General features: G+C 67.4%; 17 protein-coding genes and 1 tRNA gene. 11 read left to right on the forward strand and 7 right to left on the reverse strand.

Annotation, left to right across the window (positions count from 1 at the left end):
* Positions 1-24 precede the first annotated feature (24 nt).
* The 7 genes from ppk2 to DWG18_RS05340 all read right to left on the reverse strand — a co-directional run bounded on the left by ppk2 (position 25) and on the right by DWG18_RS05340 (position 5,504).
* On the reverse strand, positions 25-933 hold the full coding sequence (gene ppk2 / locus DWG18_RS05310; RefSeq protein ID WP_205289399.1) for a polyphosphate kinase 2: 909 nt from the start codon (positions 931-933) through the stop codon (positions 25-27).
* Positions 930-2,618, reverse strand: coding sequence for a SulP family inorganic anion transporter (locus DWG18_RS05315; RefSeq protein ID WP_115646069.1), 1,689 nt, complete (start codon positions 2,616-2,618; stop codon positions 930-932). The genes ppk2 and DWG18_RS05315 overlap by 4 nt, the downstream gene beginning before the upstream one ends.
* Positions 2,615-2,893 (reverse strand): hypothetical protein, encoded by a 279-nt coding sequence (locus DWG18_RS05320; protein ID WP_115646071.1) that lies wholly within the window; start codon positions 2,891-2,893, stop codon positions 2,615-2,617. The genes DWG18_RS05315 and DWG18_RS05320 overlap by 4 nt, the downstream gene beginning before the upstream one ends.
* Positions 2,894-3,187: 294 nt before the next feature.
* Positions 3,188-3,274: transfer RNA gene (locus DWG18_RS05325), tRNA-Leu, on the reverse strand.
* 24 nt (positions 3,275-3,298) lie between these two features.
* A complete protein-coding gene (locus DWG18_RS05330) occupies positions 3,299-3,751 on the reverse strand; it encodes a DUF2214 family protein (protein WP_162823720.1) in 453 nt (150 codons plus the stop codon).
* 2 nt (positions 3,752-3,753) lie between these two features.
* Complete coding sequence (locus DWG18_RS05335) at positions 3,754-4,350, reverse strand: cysteine dioxygenase family protein (protein WP_240318607.1); 597 nt, start codon at positions 4,348-4,350, stop codon at positions 3,754-3,756.
* On the reverse strand, positions 4,347-5,504 hold the full coding sequence (locus tag DWG18_RS05340) for a homoserine O-acetyltransferase (RefSeq protein ID WP_115646074.1): 1,158 nt from the start codon (positions 5,502-5,504) through the stop codon (positions 4,347-4,349). Before DWG18_RS05340 ends, DWG18_RS05335 begins: the two co-directional genes overlap by 4 nt.
* Positions 5,505-5,641: 137 nt before the next feature.
* Here DWG18_RS05340 and DWG18_RS05345 point away from each other — a divergent pair, with 137 nt between their 5' ends.
* The 11 genes from DWG18_RS05345 (at position 5,642) to DWG18_RS05395 (ending at position 17,360) form a co-directional block, all read left to right on the forward strand.
* A complete protein-coding gene (locus DWG18_RS05345; protein ID WP_115646076.1) occupies positions 5,642-6,418 on the forward strand; it encodes a hypothetical protein in 777 nt (258 codons plus the stop codon).
* A 256-nt stretch (positions 6,419-6,674) separates the two neighbouring features.
* Positions 6,675-7,697 (forward strand): ATP-binding protein, encoded by a 1,023-nt coding sequence (locus tag DWG18_RS05350; protein WP_162823721.1) that lies wholly within the window; start codon positions 6,675-6,677, stop codon positions 7,695-7,697.
* A gap of 167 nt (positions 7,698-7,864) precedes the next feature.
* Positions 7,865-8,587, forward strand: coding sequence for a response regulator (locus tag DWG18_RS05355; RefSeq protein WP_115646080.1), 723 nt, complete (start codon positions 7,865-7,867; stop codon positions 8,585-8,587).
* A gap of 168 nt (positions 8,588-8,755) precedes the next feature.
* Positions 8,756-9,118: a response regulator gene (locus DWG18_RS05360; RefSeq protein WP_205289400.1), complete on the forward strand. Its 363-nt coding sequence runs from the start codon at positions 8,756-8,758 to the stop codon at positions 9,116-9,118.
* 290 nt (positions 9,119-9,408) lie between these two features.
* Complete coding sequence (locus DWG18_RS05365; RefSeq protein WP_162823723.1) at positions 9,409-10,380, forward strand: SUMF1/EgtB/PvdO family nonheme iron enzyme; 972 nt, start codon at positions 9,409-9,411, stop codon at positions 10,378-10,380.
* 31 nt (positions 10,381-10,411) lie between these two features.
* Entirely contained in the window at positions 10,412-11,617 is a 1,206-nt protein-coding gene (locus DWG18_RS05370; RefSeq protein WP_162823724.1) for a hypothetical protein, read from the forward strand.
* Between the two features lie 97 nt (positions 11,618-11,714).
* Entirely contained in the window at positions 11,715-12,467 is a 753-nt protein-coding gene (locus DWG18_RS05375) for a hypothetical protein (RefSeq protein ID WP_115646088.1), read from the forward strand.
* A gap of 58 nt (positions 12,468-12,525) precedes the next feature.
* Positions 12,526-13,329 (forward strand): DUF2092 domain-containing protein, encoded by an 804-nt coding sequence (locus DWG18_RS05380; protein WP_115646090.1) that lies wholly within the window; start codon positions 12,526-12,528, stop codon positions 13,327-13,329.
* Complete coding sequence (locus tag DWG18_RS05385) at positions 13,326-13,823, forward strand: hypothetical protein (RefSeq protein WP_115646092.1); 498 nt, start codon at positions 13,326-13,328, stop codon at positions 13,821-13,823. The genes DWG18_RS05380 and DWG18_RS05385 overlap by 4 nt, the downstream gene beginning before the upstream one ends.
* 16 nt (positions 13,824-13,839) lie before the next feature.
* The gene (locus DWG18_RS05390) at positions 13,840-16,128 is read left to right on the forward strand and encodes a patatin-like phospholipase family protein (RefSeq protein WP_115646094.1); all 2,289 of its coding nucleotides are present in this window, start codon (positions 13,840-13,842) and stop codon (positions 16,126-16,128) included.
* 77 nt (positions 16,129-16,205) lie between these two features.
* Complete coding sequence (locus DWG18_RS05395; RefSeq protein WP_115646096.1) at positions 16,206-17,360, forward strand: two-component system response regulator; 1,155 nt, start codon at positions 16,206-16,208, stop codon at positions 17,358-17,360.
* Positions 17,361-17,378: the final 18 nt, after the last annotated feature.

Below are 17,378 nucleotides of genomic sequence, written 5' to 3' on the forward strand. Positions count from 1 at the left end.
AAGCCGATGGGCGGCCGGATACCGTCAGTAGCGCTGCTCGATGTAGCGCAGCGGATGTTTGGATTCGACGTAGTCGCCGCGCTTCTGCCGCTTCGGGAAATGCACGCGCTCGCGTTCGATCTCCTCGTACGGGATGTGCTCGAGCAGGTGGCGGATGATGTTCAGCCGGCCGCGGCGCTTGTCGTCGGTATTGGCGACGTACCACGGCGCGTGTTCGGTGTCGGTGGCTTCGAACATCGCGTCGCGGGCACGCGAGTAGTCGTACCAGCGGCTGTACGACTTGAGATCCATCGGCGACAACTTCCAGCTCTTGCGGCCGTCGGTCGCGCGCGATTCCAATCGCTGGATCTGCTCTTCTTCGGACACTTCCAGCCAGTACTTCAGCAGGTAAATGCCGGACGCCACCATCGTCTTTTCGATGGCCGGCGTGGTGGCGAGGAAGCGGTTCACCTGCGCTTCTGTCGCGAAACCCATCACGCGCTCCACGCCCGCCCGGTTGTACCAGCTGCGATCGAAGATCACGATCTCCCCGCCGGACGGGAAATGCGGGACGTAGCGCTGCATGTACATCTGCGTCTTCTCGCGCTCGGTCGGCGTGGGCAGCGCGACCACGCGGAAGATGCGGGGACTCACGCGCTCGGTAATCGCCTTGATCGTGCCGCCTTTACCGGCAGTGTCGCGGCCTTCGAGCACGACGCAGACCTTCTTCTCCTTCGCGACCACCCACTGCTGCAGCTTGACGAGTTCCTCCTGCAACGGCTCGAGCGCGGATTCGTATTCCTTGCGAGACAGCTTCGCGCGCGTGGGCTCGGCGAACTCCGGCCTGCGCGACTTTCCGTTCTTCCCGTTCTTCCCATTCTTGGCGCTCTTCCCGCCGTCGTCGTCGTGCCGGCGGCCGTCGTCGTCGTCGTCGTGCATGGCGTTGTCTTTCATGTCGGAGCCTCCTGGGGCAGCGAGTGCGGCGGCGCCGTGGCGAGCTCGTCCTGCAGCCGTGCGACCGCGGTTTCCACGTTGAAGTACATGTGCTGGTGACCGATGTGTTCGTCGAGTGGCGAGCGACGCACGGCTTCGAGGACGTCGGGCGTCAGTCCTGCCAGGGCGAGCCGCACGCCGGCGCTGCGCGAGCGCTGCTCGGCGTCGATCAGCGCCTTGAGCGCCGAGTATTCGAGATCGAACACGGCGGAGAGATCGAGCACGACGTAGCGCGGATTTGCTGCTGCGATCAGCGGCCGGATGCGCTCGGCGACGCGCTCGGCGTTGAGGAAGAACAGCCGGCCTTCCGGACGCAGGATCAGCAGTCCGGGGAACTGCTCGTCATCCGCGTTCTCGTCGCTCTGCGGGCGGAACACGTTCGTGCCGCGCTTGCGAACCAGCACTCGAACCGGCGGGTCGGCGGACTGCTGCGCAAGCGCGACCAGCGATACGACGATCGCGACGAGGATGCCTTTCAGCGTGCCCAGCAGCATCACGCCCGCGAATGCGACGAGCGCCCAGATCGCCTCGGTGCGGCGGATGCGGACGATGTCGATGAAATCGGCCGGACTCACCAGGCCGATCGAGTAGACGATGACGACACCCGCCAGCGACGCCTGAGGCAGCAGCCCGATCAGCGGAGCGAGCACGAGCATGGTGACGACCGCCGTGGCGGCGGTGACGACGCACGAGAGTTGCGTGCGTGCACCGGAGCGACGATTCACCGCCGTCTGCGACATGCCGCCGCCGGACGGCATCGCGCCGAAGAACGCGCCCGCCACGTTGCCGAACCCGGTGGCCACCAGTTCGCGATTGGCGACCGGAAGTGGCTCGTCGTTCGCCTGGAAGGCGCGTCCGACCGCGATGGTCTCGGTGAAGCTCATCAGCGCGATGCCGGCGGCGGCGGGCCAGAGCACCGCCGCGAGCGACCACGTCGGCATCGTCAGCGCGGGCAGGCGCTGCGGCACCGTGCCGACGAGTTCGATGCCATAGGCCTGCCAGTTCATCAGTCCGGCACCCGCGATCGCCACCGCAATCGCGACCAGCGGTGCAGGCCAGCGCGGCCGGAACCGTTCGATGGCGGCCAGCAAGGCGATCGTGCCGACGCCCACCGCGACCGTCGGCCACGACACATGTCCGAGCCCCCGCACGATCTCGACGACGTTGTGCGGCAGCGACCCCTTGTCGAAGTGGATGCCCAGGATCTTGGGCAGCTGATCGAGCACGATCACGACGCCGATGCCCGCCTTGAAGCCGACCAGCACCGGCGTCGAGATGAAGTCGGCGACGAAGCCCAACCGCAAGATGCCCGCCAGCAGCAGGAACACGCCGACGAGCAGCGTGAGCATCGCGGTGGCGGTGAGCAATGCACCCGGAGTCGCGTCGGGGACGACCCGCGCGAGTTCGGCGCCGGCTAGGATCGCGATCGTCGTGGTGGTGCTCACCGACAGGGGCCGCGACGTGCCCAGCCACGCGTAGACGATCATCGGGACGAACGCGGTGTACAGGCCGACTTCGATCGGCAGGCCCGCGATCGTCGCGTAGGCCATGGCCTTTGGAATCACCACCGCCGCGGTGGTGAGGCCTGCGACGATGTCGGCGCGCAGTGCGGGCTTTGCCTGCATCGTGGCCGGCACCGCGCTCATCCGCGTGTCTCGTTCTCCGTCGCGGTCTTGATGATCTCCGCGTACAGCGCACTGACGCGCGAGCCGAGCGCCTGCAGTTCCGGATGCCGCACGATGTGGCGTGACGTTTCCTGTGCGTCTTGGAGCGAACTACGCAGGAAGTCGATGTCGGTCTCGGAGAGCTTCTCGCCGGCGTCCACGCGCTGCTTGATATCGCTGAGGCGTGGCAGGCGATATTTGACGAGACGGTCGAGCAGCGCCTGGACGGTGCCCAGTTCGGCCTTGGGGTTGAACATGTCGATCCTCGTTCCCGGCAGGTGGGGAAGGCCGGGCGCAGCGCCGCATCCTTTGCGGCGTGGTCGAGGATCGCAGCGCCGCCCGCTGCTGGACATTGTCCCGAGGGGCATCCGGCGCGCCTGTTGGGACGCGCTCGTGGTGGACCGCATGGCGGGCAGTCGCCGTCAGCGCATGTCTTCACGCGCGGCGTGGGGACGAGGTCGTCGTGCCCGCGACGGCATACATCGGCGAGCCCGCCGTGCTGCGGGAAAAACAAAAGGGCCAAGCCGCGAAGCCTGACCCTTTCGTTCGTTTGGTGCCGGAAGTGGGACTCGAACCCACACGGTTTTAAGGCCGGCGGATTTTGAGTCCGCTGCGTCTACCGATTCCGCCATTCCGGCGCGGTCGCGAAGTATAGCCGGCTGTCACAGGCCGCCGTAACGGGCCATGCCGGCAGCGGCGACGACGATGACGAGCACGAGGCCGAGCTGCACGCGCACGAGCACGCCTGCGCGCGACCACGTGGCCGCGTCGGGGCGCCACGACGCGTCGTCCCGAAGCGCCTTTCGCCAGCGCGTGTACGCGACGGTCGGCGCGATCGAGATCACCGCGGCAAGGAGGAACGCGCCGAGCTTGGCGTGGAACCACGGGTTGTGCAGGTAGAAGTCTTCGCCCTTGATGCCGTGGAAGACACGCAGCAGGCCGACGACGAGCAGCAGGCCGGCGGTGCTGCCGTAGCCGCGGTCGAGCTTGCCGAGACGCTGCAGCGTGAGGGCATCGGGTGTGCCGCGCAGAAGCGTCATCTGCCCGGCCAGCATCGCGATCAGGCCGACCACCAGCAGGTGGTGCAGCGACGCGAGCAGGAAGTCATGCCACACGCTCAGGCGGCCTCGTCGGTCTTGAGCGTGCGGTCGGCGCGTTCGTACCACTCGGCCTCGCCCTGCGGCGCGAACATCGAGCAGCACTGCATCTCCGCCTTGTAGATGTGCAGCGACACGGCGACGCGATCGTCGCTGGCGTTGCGGATGGTGTGGTACTCGTGTGGCGGGATCAGGCTGCCGGCGCTGCCCGGACCGGCCTGGATGCCGCCTGCGGGACGGAAGCGGAAGCGCTCGCCGTCATGCTCGAGCAATTCGTACTGCGTGATCTCGAGCTCGCCATCCCACACACCTTCGACGCACCACAGGCCCGAATGGTCGTGCACCGGCGTGCCCTGGCCCGGGCCCCACGTCATCGCGACCACGCTGTAGCCGTGCGTCGGGCTGCGATACAGCTCGCGACGCGCGTAGTGATCGGTGATCGGTTCGTAGACGCAGGCCGGCAGATGGACGTCGCGGTCGCGGATCATGTCGCAGAGCGTCTGCCGCACCGCGCGCGTCACCGCCTGCGAATCGCCTGCGCAGACCGCCGCATCGAGCGCCGCGATCATCTTGTCGTGGCCGGGGAAGGGGATGTCGGGCAGGTCAGCGTCGTTCATGCCCGGATTCTAGCCGCCCCGTTGGTGGCCGGCTCCAAAGCGTCGAGGAAACTGCGGACGGCCGGCCCAAAACGGTCGAAATCCACCAGGAACGCGTCGTGCCCCTGAGGCGATTCCAGCGGCAGGAAGCGTGCGTCGACGCCGCCCGCGGACAAACCCTCCCCGATTTCTTCCTGCTGCTGCAACGGGAACAGGATGTCGGTGTGCACGCCGATCACGAGCGCCTTCTCGAGGCGGATGGAGGCGAGCGCCGAACGCGTGTCCGTTCGCGGGTCGTCGCAGCAGTCGCCGATGTCGAACCAGTCCATCGCGCGGCTGAGGTAGAGGTAGCAGTTCGGATCGAACCGGCGCACGAACCGGCGCGCGTGCGCTTCGAGATAGCTTTCGACTTCGAATTCGAGACCGAACGGGTCATCGTCCTGGCGATCGGAATCCAGGCGCACGCGGCCAAAACGGCCATCCCATTCGAGTGCGGAGCGATAGGTGATGACGCCCAGTTTGCGCGCCATGCGCATGCCGGATTCGGGGTAGGTCGCGTCGTCGTATTGCCCGTGGTTCCAGTTGGGATCGAGTCGGATCGCTTCGCGCTGCAGCGAGCGGATCGCGATGGAGAACGGCAGCGCGCGCGCCGCGCCGGAGATGTTGATGTGGTTGCGCGCAAGGCCCGGATGCCGCAGCAGGAACGCGAGCGCGACCATGCCGCCCATCGAGTTGCCGACCACGCAGGCGAGGCGTTCGATGCCGAGCGCGCGCGCGACGTGCGCGGCGGCATCGGCGCAGTCTTCGATCGAGAGCGGCGGAAAATCGAGCCGGTAGAGATCGCCGGTCGACGGATTGATCGACGCGGGGCCGGTCGAACCTTTGCAGCTGCCCAGCGTGTTCACGCAGATGACGAACCAGCGCTCGGTGTCGATCGGCTTGCCCGGGCCGAGCATCGCTTCCCACCAGCCGGGCGAGGGGTCGGCCTCGGTCGACGCCGCATGCGCGTCCGGCGACAGGCCGGTCACGATCAGGATCGCGTTGCCCGCGTCGGCGTCCAGCGTTCCCCAGGTTTCGTAGGCGATGCGGGCGCCGTAAAGCGCGCCGTCGCGACGGGTCTGGAAGGGCGAGGGAAGGTCGACGAATCGCGTTCCGGGCGGGATGAATTCGGTCATTGCGTCAGTCCATGCGGCAGTCCGAATTGTGCCTGTGGACGCGGGCTGAACGCCAAATGCTCGAGTGCGGCCGCTTGAACCGGCGCTACACGTGCCGGACGCGAGAGTCGGTATTCCCCCCGCAAGGAGCTTGACCCATGGCGAAGAACACCAACGACACCACCGATATGAATCGCGATCCGATCACGGGCGCGCCGGGCTCGCACCCGGTCGGTACCGGCGTCGGCGGCGTCGGCGGCGCGGCGGTCGGCGCGGCGATCGGCAGTGCGTTCGGCCCGATCGGCACGCTTGTCGGCGGCGCGATCGGCACGGTGGCTGGTGCAGCCGTCGGCCACGGTGCCGCCGAGCGCGTCGACCCGACCGGCGAAGTGGAAGCGTGGAGCCGCGATGCGACGACGCGCCCGTACTACGACAAGAACCTCGACTACCAGCGCGACTACGCGCCGGCCTACCGTTACGGCGCCGAGGCGCGCACCGAAAACCGTACCGAGGCGTGGGATCGCGCCGAAAGCCGCCTGCAGTCGGGCTGGGACAACGCCAAGGGCGAATCGCGCCTGGCGTGGGACAACGCCCGCGACGCGGTGCGCGACGCCTGGGACCGCAGCGACCGCACCTACAAGACCTACGACGCCACGGACCGCTACTACGAGAACCGCTTCAACCAGGCCGATTACTACAAGTCCGGCTACAGCTTCGACGACTACAAGCCGGCGTACCGCTACGGCACGTACGCGCGCAGCCAGTCGCCGAACAGGACGTGGGACGCGTCGACCGAAAGCGAGCTGGAGCGCGGCTGGGATGCCGCCAAGGGCACGTCGCGCCTCGCATGGACCGACGCCAAGGGCGCGGTGAAGGACGCCTGGCACGGCGTCGAACGCATCCTGCCGGGCGACGCCGACCACGACGGTCGCTGATTTCCGGGGTGAGGGTGATATCGGAAGGGCGTCGTCGACAGACGGCGCCCTTCTTCTTTGCGACGAAACCGCAATAAACCGGTACGGCGTCGGCATGCTTCGAGCAATGGGTCGCATAACCCGCTGCGGCACTGGCGCATTGCCCGAAAGGCCCGTATTCAGCTTCGACGGATGCGCGTACGCTCCCGTACTTTGCGGACGATGCTCGGCGCGGGAAGGAATCCCGTCGTCGCCCGCGCGTACAAGGACGGTCACGATGATCGAAGCGATCACTGCGCTGGTCTTGCTGCTCGCCTGGCTCGTCGTCGGCGCGGTGCTGCATCTGCGGCGTCCGGTGGATCCGGGCGGAGCGCGTAGCGCGTGGCTCGGCATGGCCTGCGTGGCGTTCGCGATCGCGGTGCTGATCATCGCCGCCTGGTCGCATGCAACGTACGACCGTGCACGCTTCATCGCTTCGGTGATTTCGCTTCCCGCGGCGCTCGCGTTGGGCGCCAGCCTTTGGCGCGTGTGGATGGCCGGCCGCGTGTCGCCGCATACGCGACGCGACGATGCGGGCGGTGCGCCGCGACTCGCCGTCGTCGGTGAACTCACGGCGTCGATCGCACACGAAATCAACCAGCCCCTCGGCGCGATTCTCAGCAATACCGACGCCGCGGAAATCCTGCTCGAGCGTCCGTCGCCGCCGCTCGAAGACATCCGGCAGATCCTGCGCGACATCCGTCGCGACGGTTTGCGTGCGGGTGGTGTGATCCGCAACGTGCGCACGCTCGCGCGGCAACGCAAGATCAGTTTCGTACCCATCGACGCGAACGCGCTTGCACGCGAGACCGTGCAACTGCTTGCGCCCGACGTGCGCGGTCGCGGCATTCCGGTGGAAGTCACCACGTCCAGTGGGACCGCGATGCTGCACGGCGACAGCCTGTACCTGCAGCAGATGCTGCTCAATCTGCTGATCAATGCGATGGATGCAGTCGAAGCACGCTTCGTATCGGGTGACCTCAGCGCATCCCGGCCGCCGGTGCTGCTCGACGTTCGTCCGCTCGACAGCGGGCAGGTGCAATTCCAGGTGTCGGATGCGGGCGGTGGCATTCCCGAGTCCCGCCTCGACCATCTGTTCGACTCGTTCTACAGCAGCAAGCCGCACGGCATGGGGCTCGGCCTATCAATCTCGCGTTCGATCGCGGAAGCGCATGGCGGGTCGATCCGTGCCGAGAACAACAACCGCGGCGGCGCGACTTTCCGCGTGACGTTCCCACCTTTTTTGGCGAGCGAGATGTGACGGAAATGTTGCAGCGGCCGTTGAACGCGTGAAGCGCGTGTGAAGCGCAACCGCTTATCGGCACAGGAAAATTTCCGCCACAACTGTCAAGAGATTCGGCCTACATTCAGTCGACGGTTAGCGTTCGATGGACTGATTCCGCAACCCGTTGCGGACGGAGGCGCGAGATGGCAGCCGCACCAGTGATCCACATCGTCGACGACGACGAATCGATGCGCGATGCACTCGGACGCCTGCTCGGCGCTCTCGACTTCGATGTTCGCCAATACGCATCGGCCGGCGATTTCCTGCTTTCCTGGCCGCCCATGGACGCGCCGGGGTGCGTCATCCTCGATATCCGCATGCCGGGCCCGAGCGGCCTCGACCTGCAGCGCTCGCTGTCGAGGCGCGAGGATGCGCCGCCGATCATCTTCCTCACCGGCTTCGGTGACATTCCCACCACCGTGCAGGCGATGCGCAGGGGTGCAGTCGATTTCCTCACCAAACCCGTCGAGAAGGAAACGCTGCTCAACGCCATCAGCAACGCGCTGGAGGGTGACGCGGAACGCCGCGAACATCGCCATCACCTGCAGGAGGCGCGGGATCGCCTGTCGTCGCTGACGCCGCGCGAGCACGCGGTGTTCGAGCGGGTGATCGCCGGCCGGCTCAACAAGCAGATCGCCGATTCGCTGCGCATGTGCGAACGCACGGTCAAGGCGCATCGTGCCCGCGTGATGGAAAAGATGGCCGTCCGCACCGTTGCCGAGCTCGTGCAGGTCGCTGTCCACCTCGAGGCCGAGGAGCATGAGGCGGTCGCGCGTCCGCACGTCGTCGCCTCGGCGGGTACACGCGACATGCTTCGCGAGCCGTCTACGCAACGCCACGACGAAGCACTCGGCCTCGTCGGCTGAGGCCGGGAAAAGGGCTGCAAAAGCCCGTGCCCTCAAGGGCAAGCCCGGTTCCCCAACTGCCACTTACGCGCGACGCCGCGTCGCGCGGAAGATCGACGCACCTCGAACTGGCGCCTTCCCGGCGACACCTGGGACGCTATCGTGCAGATGGAGCAGGAAATCGTCTTGGTGGAAGACGATGGAGCCATGCGGCAGGCGCTGCGGCGCGTGCTGTCGGGCTCGGGCTTCACCATCAAGGCGTTCGATTCCGCGGAGTCGCTGCTCGCCGAACTCGGTGCGACGCAGTGGTGGCCAGCGGCGCGCTGCTGCATCTGTGACGTGCGGCTGCCCGGCATGTCGGCGTTCGAGCTGTACCGCGAACTCGCCCTGCGCGGCGCGACGGCGCAATGGATCATCATCACCGCGCATGACGCGCCGTCAGTGCGCGAACAGGCCGAACGCATCCATGCCGCCTACCTCATGAAGCCGTTCGAGGGCCGCACGCTGCTGTCGATGGTGGCGCGCGCAGCGGGCGTCGCGCCCCTGCCCTGAAGGGCATCGGGCGGTTCACCGAGGGCCAATTCTCGGCCTTTCCAGCGGCGCGCAGACTCGATCCGAATGGTTCCGCCGAGGAGTGCGGTCATGCACGCCGTCGCGTGTCGGGCGCTGTCGCTGTCCCCCGTAGTCCGTGCGAATGACGCATGGGCCGGGGCAGGGCGCGTCGCGGGCGACGTCGCAACCTCGCACGGCGCCGAAGCCGCTGTCGATTCGAATCCCGGGATCCTCGTCCATCGCGCGTCGCGCGCCCGGGTGCGCGACCGCCGCATTCGGCGAGGTTCCCCATGAGCGTCATCACCCACCGTGACATGGGGAACTGGCTGCCGCCGGCGGCGACGCCCGGCATGGTGTGGATTCCGGGCGGCGTGTTCCGCATGGGCGCGGATCATCCGGGGCCCTCGGAAATGCCGGCGCGCTACGTCGGCGTGGCCGGCTTCTGGATGGACGCCGCGCCGGTCACCAATGCGCAGTTCGAACGCTTCGTCGAGCGCACGCATTACGTCACGCTCGCCGAACGCGCGCTCGACGCCACGCTGCATCCGCATGCGGCGGCGTCGACGCTGTACCCCGCATCCGCGGTGTATTCGCCGGACGCGGCGGCGCGCGACGACCTGTCGTCGCCGTGGCACCTCGTCGCGGGGGCCCATTGGCGGCATCCCTACGGCGCCGGCAGCTCGATCGAAGGCCGCGAGGATCATCCTGTCGTGCACGTCGCGTATGCCGACGCCGAGGCCTACGCGGAATGGGCAGGAAAGGCGCTGCCGACCGAAGCGGAATGGGAACGCGCCGCACGCGGCGGCATGGACGAAGTGGATGACGGCTGGTCCGCCGACCACATGCACGACCTCCGCAATGCCTCGGGCTCTTGGGTGGACTACCGCCGCTGGTGCGGCCTGCCCGATCCGCATCACGTCGACACGGCACCGGTAGGCGAGGGCGCGGCGAACGCGTTCGGTCTGTACGACATGCTCGGCAATGTCTGGGAGTGGACGTGCGATCGCGATGCGCTGCGTTCGCGGGTCGATGCACGGGCCGCGTGCACGGTGCCGCGTCGCGCGTTCGATCGCCTGGTCGACGCGGACTTCCGTAGCGCGTCGACCGCCGGGCTGCCGCGCAACGTCGCCAAAGGCGGCTCGCGCCCGGGTCCGGTCGATCACGCGGGTCTGGACCGCTTCGCCGCGCGTTTCGCGCTGCCGGTGGACACGTCGATGTCGCACCTGGGCTTCCGTTGCGTGGTGCGGATCGGTGTCGCATGACGACGACGCGCGCGCGACGCCGGCGCACCCCGTGAGTGCGGTCTCCGCCAGCGCCCTGCCGCACCCCGCCGCGTCCGCAGACGACGGTTTCTCGCTGGTCATCGGCGGGCCGCTCTATCAGCTGATGCGCAGGGCGCACATGGCGGACGCCGAGCTCCACGGCGTCACGCGACGCATGGTGGTGATCTCCCTCGTGGCCTGGGTGCCGCTGCTGCTGCTGAGCCTGGCGGAGGGCCGTGCATTTTCCGGCGTCAAGCTGCCGTTCCTGCACGACGTCGAAGCGTATGCGCGCTTCCTCGTTGCGTTGCCGTTGCTCGTGCTCGCGGAAATTCCCGTGCACCAGCGCGTGGGCGTGGCGGTCGCGCAGTTCCGCGAGCGCGCGATCGTCGCGTCCGAGGCGTGGCCACGATTCGACGCCGCGATCGCGAGCGCGCGTCGGTTGCGCAACTCGATCACGGCCGAAGTGGTGCTGCTTCTCGCGGTGTTCATCCTCTCCCCGGTGCTGTGGACGCACGCGCTGGTGCTGCCCATCGACACCTGGTACGCGAGCATCACGCCCGACGGCATTTCGCTGACCGGCGCGGGCTGGTGGATGGTCCACGTCAGCGTGCCGATCTTCCAGTTCATCGTCCTGCGCTGGTGGTTCCGCATCGCGATCTGGTGGATCTTCCTGTGGCGCGTGTCGCGCCTGCCGCTCGAACTGCGCGCGCTGCATCCCGATCGCGCTGGTGGTCTCAGTTTCCTCGGGGGAAGCGTCCTCGCGTTCGCGCCGCTGCTGTTCGCGCAGGGCGTGGTGTCGTCGGGCCTGATCGCAAGCCGCCTGCTGAGTGGCGGCGAGAAACTCATGGACTACCGCGGCCAGATCGCGGTGCTCGTCATCGTGCTGGTCGCGATGATCGCCCTGCCCTTGACGTTCTTCTCCCAGAAGCTGCTGAACGAACGGCGCAATGGATTGCGGCGGTACGGCGCGCTGTCGACACGCTACGTCACCGAGTTCGATCGCAAGTGGCTGCAGGGCGGCGACCCCGGCGAACCCCTGATCGGAAGCAGCGACATCCAGTCTCTCGCCGATCTCGGCAACGCGAGCGCCGTCGTGAATGAAATGCGCCCGGTGCCGATCGACGTGCGCGCGATCGCGCGGCTCGCACTGGTGACTCTCGCCCCGTTCGGCCCGCTGGTGCTGACGGTGATTCCCTTCGGTGACCTCGTGCAGCAGCTCTTCAGGATGCTCCTGTGACTGCCGGCACCGCCACTTCTTTCCTTTCGCCGATGCGACATCGCCGTCCGACGTCGCGTTGGCGTGTTGCAGCACCAGACCTGACGGGAGACGCGCCATGAACCGAATCCGCACTGCCGCCGTCGCGCTCGTTGCGCTCCCGGTGGCCGCGACTCCGTTTTCGGCGCGCGCGGGGGAGGGCGATCCATGGACGTTCAACGTCACACCCTATGTCTGGCTCGCCACCGTCAACGCGGATATCAGCGACAGCGGGCCGCCGCCAGCGAGCGTCATCACCGACAACGAGTTCGACGACGTGCTCGACAAGTTCGACGGCGCGCTTTTCATTCATGCCGAAGGGCAGGGCGATCATTTCGGCGCGCTGGCCGACTTCTCGTATCTCGGCCTGTCGCAGGAGCGCGAGCGCCCCCGCCTGCGCAGCGAGACGGATTTCGATGGCCGTTTGCTCGACCTCGCGGGCGTCTGGAGCCCGGGCGACGACCGTTTCAACGGATGGGACCTGTTCGCCGGCCTGCGTTACGTCGACACCGATTTCACCGTGTCGATCATCCCGACGGACACGACCCTCAACACGCGCTCACTCAAGACGTCGAAGAGCTACAGCGATTTCCTCTACGGCGCGCGCTACTCGTGGAAGGCGGGTGACCGCTGGGACTTCAGCGTGCGTGGCGACGGCTCGACGGGCTCGACCAACGGCACGTGGAGCGCGAGTGCGATCGCGCAGTACCACATGAACGTCGGGCAATGGGTATTCGGCTACCGCTACCTCGATCTGGATTTCGGCGAAGGCACGGTCGACGGACGCATCACCCTCAACGGCCCGGTCGTCGGTTACGGCTTCAATTTCTGACGCGCGCACGCACGGCGCGGTCGTCCACCGGTTCCTGCACCCCACCAGGAGATTGGAAATGAAGGCATTCAACAGGTCGTTGCTGGCAGCCACCATCGCCGCGGCGGCGCTTCTGCCGGTCGCCGGAGTCGCGATGGCGCAGGACGACGCCGCGACACCGGCCGCCGCGCCACGCAGCGCCATCACTCCCGATGCCGCAGCCGCGCTCCAGCGGATGAAGGACTACCTCGGCAAGCTCAAGGCCTTCCAGGTGGACGCCGACATCTCGCGTGACGAAGTGCTGCCCTACGGCTACAAGCTGCAGCACAACGAGCGCACGCGGATGATCGTGCAGCGGCCCAACCGCTTCCGCATCGACGTCGACGGCGATCTCCGCCATCGCCGCTACTACTACGACGGCGCGACGCTCACTACGGTGGCCCCGGATGCGAACGTCTACGCGAAATTCGACGCGCCGGACAACGTCAATGCAGTGGTGACCAAGCTGCTCGACATGGGCGCGGAGATGCCGCTGGTCGACGTGCTCCGCCAGGGCTTCGGCGGCACCTTGCTCGACGGCGTACGCGTGGGTCTCGTCGTCGGCGAAAGCCCTGTCGAGGGCGTGACGACGCAACAGGTCGCGTTCCGCCAGGCCCCGGTCGACTGGCAGATCTGGATCACGCCGGAAGGACAGCCGCGCAAGATCGTGATCACGACGCGCTACGAGGTCGGCGACCCGCAGTACCAGGCGGTACTGCACTGGGACACTACGCCGAGCATCGCCTCGAACACGTTCAGGTTCAGTCCCGCGAAGGACATGCGTGAGATTCCCTTCAACAACAAGGCCGAGGTGGCCGCGGCCACGGCGGGAGGTACGCCATGAACTCGAAGTTCGCGTTCGCGTTCGCGTCCGCGCGGCGCTGCGGTGCGCTCGTGCTCGTCGCCGTTCCGCTGCTGGCCGTCGCGCAGTTCCGCGGCGGAGGCGGCGCGATGATGGCGCGCAGTTCCATCACCGACGCCAACCGCGCCAGCCAGATGGCGATGGACCGGAGCCGGCAGACGTCGGAGGCCCGCAATGCGCGTGTGTCGTCGGCGGGTTCGTCCTCGTCGTCGCGCAGCGTCAGCCGCGAGACGAGCCGAACGGTCAACCGCGACGTGAACATTGACGTCGATGAAGGCATCGACATCGATCATCCGATCGCCGCCGGCGCAATGATCGGCGCGACCGCCGCGGCGATCGGCAGCTACTACGCGTCGGTGCCGGCGGGCTGCCCGATCGTCCATACGTACTCGGTCCCGTACTACCACTGCAACGGCGTCTACTACGAGCAGCGGATGCAGGGCGACCAGGTCGTCTACGTCGTCGTGCAACCGTAGCGCGACGGAGCACGGGATGACGCGTTGGCGCGCCGCTGCGGTCGCAGGACATCGCAGCGCGATGCGCTGCGGCCGTGGCGTTCTCTGCGCACTCGTCGCCCTGCTGCTCGCATTCTCGAACTGCGCGTGGGCGGGCGAACCATCGAATACCGCAGCGAAGTCCTGCGGGCTCCGCCCGCTGGGTGATACGCGGCCGCGCATCGGGCTGGTGCTCGGCGGCGGCGGTGCGCGCGGCATCGCGCATGTCAGCGTGCTGCGCCGACTCGAAGAACTCCACATTCCGATCGACTGCATCGCCGGTACCAGCATGGGCTCGCTCGTCGGCGGGCTCTACGCCTCCGGCATGAGTGCCTCCGACATCGAACACCTGGTGCGCTCGACCGACTGGCCAACGATGTTCGACGACGACGTCGCGCGGCCGCAACGCACGTTCCGTCGCAAGCAGGACGATCGCGACGGTCTGACGACGTTCGGCGTGGGCATCGGGACAAAGGGGCTGCGTATCGCGCCCGGGCTGGTGCAGGGCGAGCGCATCCTCGCGCTGCTGGAGCGGCAGACGCTGCCGGTCAGCGGCATCCACGACTTCGACAAACTTCCGATCCCGTTCCGCGCGGTCGCCACCGACGTCAACACCGGCGAAGCGGTGGTGCTCGACCACGGCAGCCTGGCGATGGCGATGCGCGCGAGCATGTCGCTACCTGCGATCTTCCATCCGGTCGAGATCGATGGGCACCTGCTGCTCGACGGCGGCCTGGTCGATCAGGTCCCGGTCGATGTCGCGCGCGACATGGGTGCCGACATCGTGATCGCGGTCGATGTCGGCACCCCGCTCGAGAAGCTCGGCAACGACGCCAGCGCCCTGCAGGTGCTGTCGCAGATGAGCGGAATGATGACGACGGCGAATACCCGTCGTTCCCTGGCGACGCTCGGCCCGCGCGACGTGCTGATCACGCCCCAGCTCGGCACCCGCGTCGCCACCGGCGATTTCAACAAGGCGATCGAGGCGCTCGATATCGGCACCGCGGCCGCGCAGGCCGCCAGCCCCGCGCTCGCGCGTCTGACTGCGCCGCCAGAAACCTATGCGTCGGCGCAGACCGCACGCCCGGCGCGCGGCGGCGTACCCGTCGTCGACTTCGTGCGCTTGGACAACCAGACCGCCTACGCGGACGAACTTCTACTTCGACGCATGCACGTCGAGGTGGGCAAGCCGGTGGATCTCGACCGCCTCGACGCGCAGGTGCTCGACGTCTACGGCTTCGGAACGTTTGCGAAGGTCACCTATGAAGTCGTGACGGAGGACGGTCGCACCGGCATCGTGCTGCACGCGGCGCCCAAGACGCAGGGGCCGAACTACCTGCAGTTCGGCCTCACCCACAGTTCGGATTTCGAGGGTGGCTACGACACGACGCTGCGCGCCGCGATCCTGTTCGCGCCGATCAACCGGCTCGGCGGGGAAGGGCGGGTCACGGTCGCGGTGGGCAGTGAGCCGGCGATCATCGGCGAGTACTACCAGCCGCTCGACTTGGCCGACACCAACGTGTTCTCCGGACGGCTCGCGTACGAGAACCCCAACCTCAACGTGTTCGACGGCGACGGCAACGTGGTCGCGCGCTACGACATCCAGGCGATCCGGCTGCGGCTGCAGCTCGCGCACGAGTTTGGCCGGATCGGATCGGCCGGCGGCGGGGTCGAGTTCGGCAAGGGGCGCGCCGGGGTGGAGATCGGCGATCCATCACTGGCGTCCTCCGATTTCCAGGAAGGCGGCGCCTATGTGTTCGGCACGGTCGATCGCCTCGACAGCCTGTTCTTCCCGCGCGGCGGCTACTTCGCCACGGCGCGCTATGCGGTGTCGCGCGAGTCGCTCGGGGCGGACCAGGACTACGCGCAATTCGACTTCGACGCGGTGATCGCGCGCAGCTTCGGCGCGCATGCGTTGCAGCTGGGCGGGCGCTACCACAGCACGGTCGAAGGCGAGCTTCCGCTGTATGCGCGCTACCGCCTCGGCGGACTGATGCGCCTCGCGGGCTTCCGCATCAACGAACTCACCGGCCAGCACTACGCACTGATGTTCGCCGGCTACAGCTACAAGCTGGCGAGCCTGTTCGGGCGCGCCGCGCTGGTCGGCTCCACGCTGGAGTACGGCAACGCGTGGGAACGGCGCTCCGACATCTCGTTCGCCGACGCCGTGCTCAACGGCAGCCTCTACGTGGGCTTCGACTCGTGGCTGGGCCCGATGGCTTTCGGTTACGGCTGGCGCGAGGCGGGCAAGGGCGCGCTGTTCCTCGAGATCGGCCGGACGTTCTGACATGACGCCGACCCACTTCACGGATACGACCCCTCGCGCGACGGACCCGTCGCGCCTTTCGAGTGGAGGACCACGACATGGACGAGCATGACGAGCGCGCCACGATCCTTGCAGTCGACGACACGCCCGAAAACCTGGCGCTGATCAGCGGGCTGTTGCGCCACGACTACCGCGTGAAAGTCGCCCCGGATGGCGAGCGGGCGCTGCAGATCGCCCACGCCGCACCACCGGATATCATCCTGCTCGACATCATGATGCCCGGCATGGACGGGTACGAGGTCATGCGCCGCCTGCAGGCGGACGCTGCGACTGCGCAGGTGCCGGTGATCTTCCTCACCGCCATGGCCGGCGTGGACGACGAACGAAAGGGCCTCGAACTCGGCGCAGTGGACTACATCACCAAGCCGATCAGTCCGTCGATCACGCTGGCGCGCGTGCGCAACCACCTGCAACTCAAGCGCGTGCGCGATTTCCTGCAGGACCAGAACGCATTTCTCGAACAGGAAGTCGCACTTCGAACGCGCCAGGTGGCGCGCATCCAGGACGTCACCATCCGTGCGATGGCGTCGCTGGCGGAGACGCGCGACAACGAGACCGGCAACCACATCCTGCGCACGCAGCACTACGTGCGCCGTCTCGCCCAGCAGCTCGCCGAACACCCGCGCTTCACCGCGTTCTGCACGCCGTCGAACATCGACCTGCTGTTCAAGTCGGCGCCGTTGCACGACATCGGCAAGGTCGGTGTGCCGGATCGCATCCTCCTCAAGCCCGGCAAGCTGACGGACGAGGAGTTCGAGGTCATGAAGACGCACACCACGCTCGGCAAGGAGGCGATCGAGCGTGCGCTGGAAGACGCAGGCGAGGAACTGGGTTTCCTGGAAATGGCACGGGACATCGCCTACAGCCATCAGGAGAAGTGGGACGGTTCGGGATATCCGCTGGGCCTCGCGGGCGACGACATCCCGATCTGCGGAAGGCTCATGGCCGTCGCGGATGTCTATGACGCGCTGATCAGCCGCCGTGTCTACAAGGAACCGATGAGGCACGAGGACGCCGTCGGCATCATCGTCAAGGGGCGTGGCCAGCATTTCGATCCCGATATCGTCGATGCGTTCATCGCGCTGGAGGACGAGTGCCGGCATATCGCCGAGCACTTCATCGACAGCGACCGCGAGATGGCAATCGCTGCGCAGCGCACGCAGCAATCGCTCGGCGACCGGATCCATCCGTGACATCCGCGACGTCGTACA

Source organism: Lysobacter sp. TY2-98 (assembly GCF_003367355.1).
Classification (GTDB): domain Bacteria; phylum Pseudomonadota; class Gammaproteobacteria; order Xanthomonadales; family Xanthomonadaceae; genus Cognatilysobacter.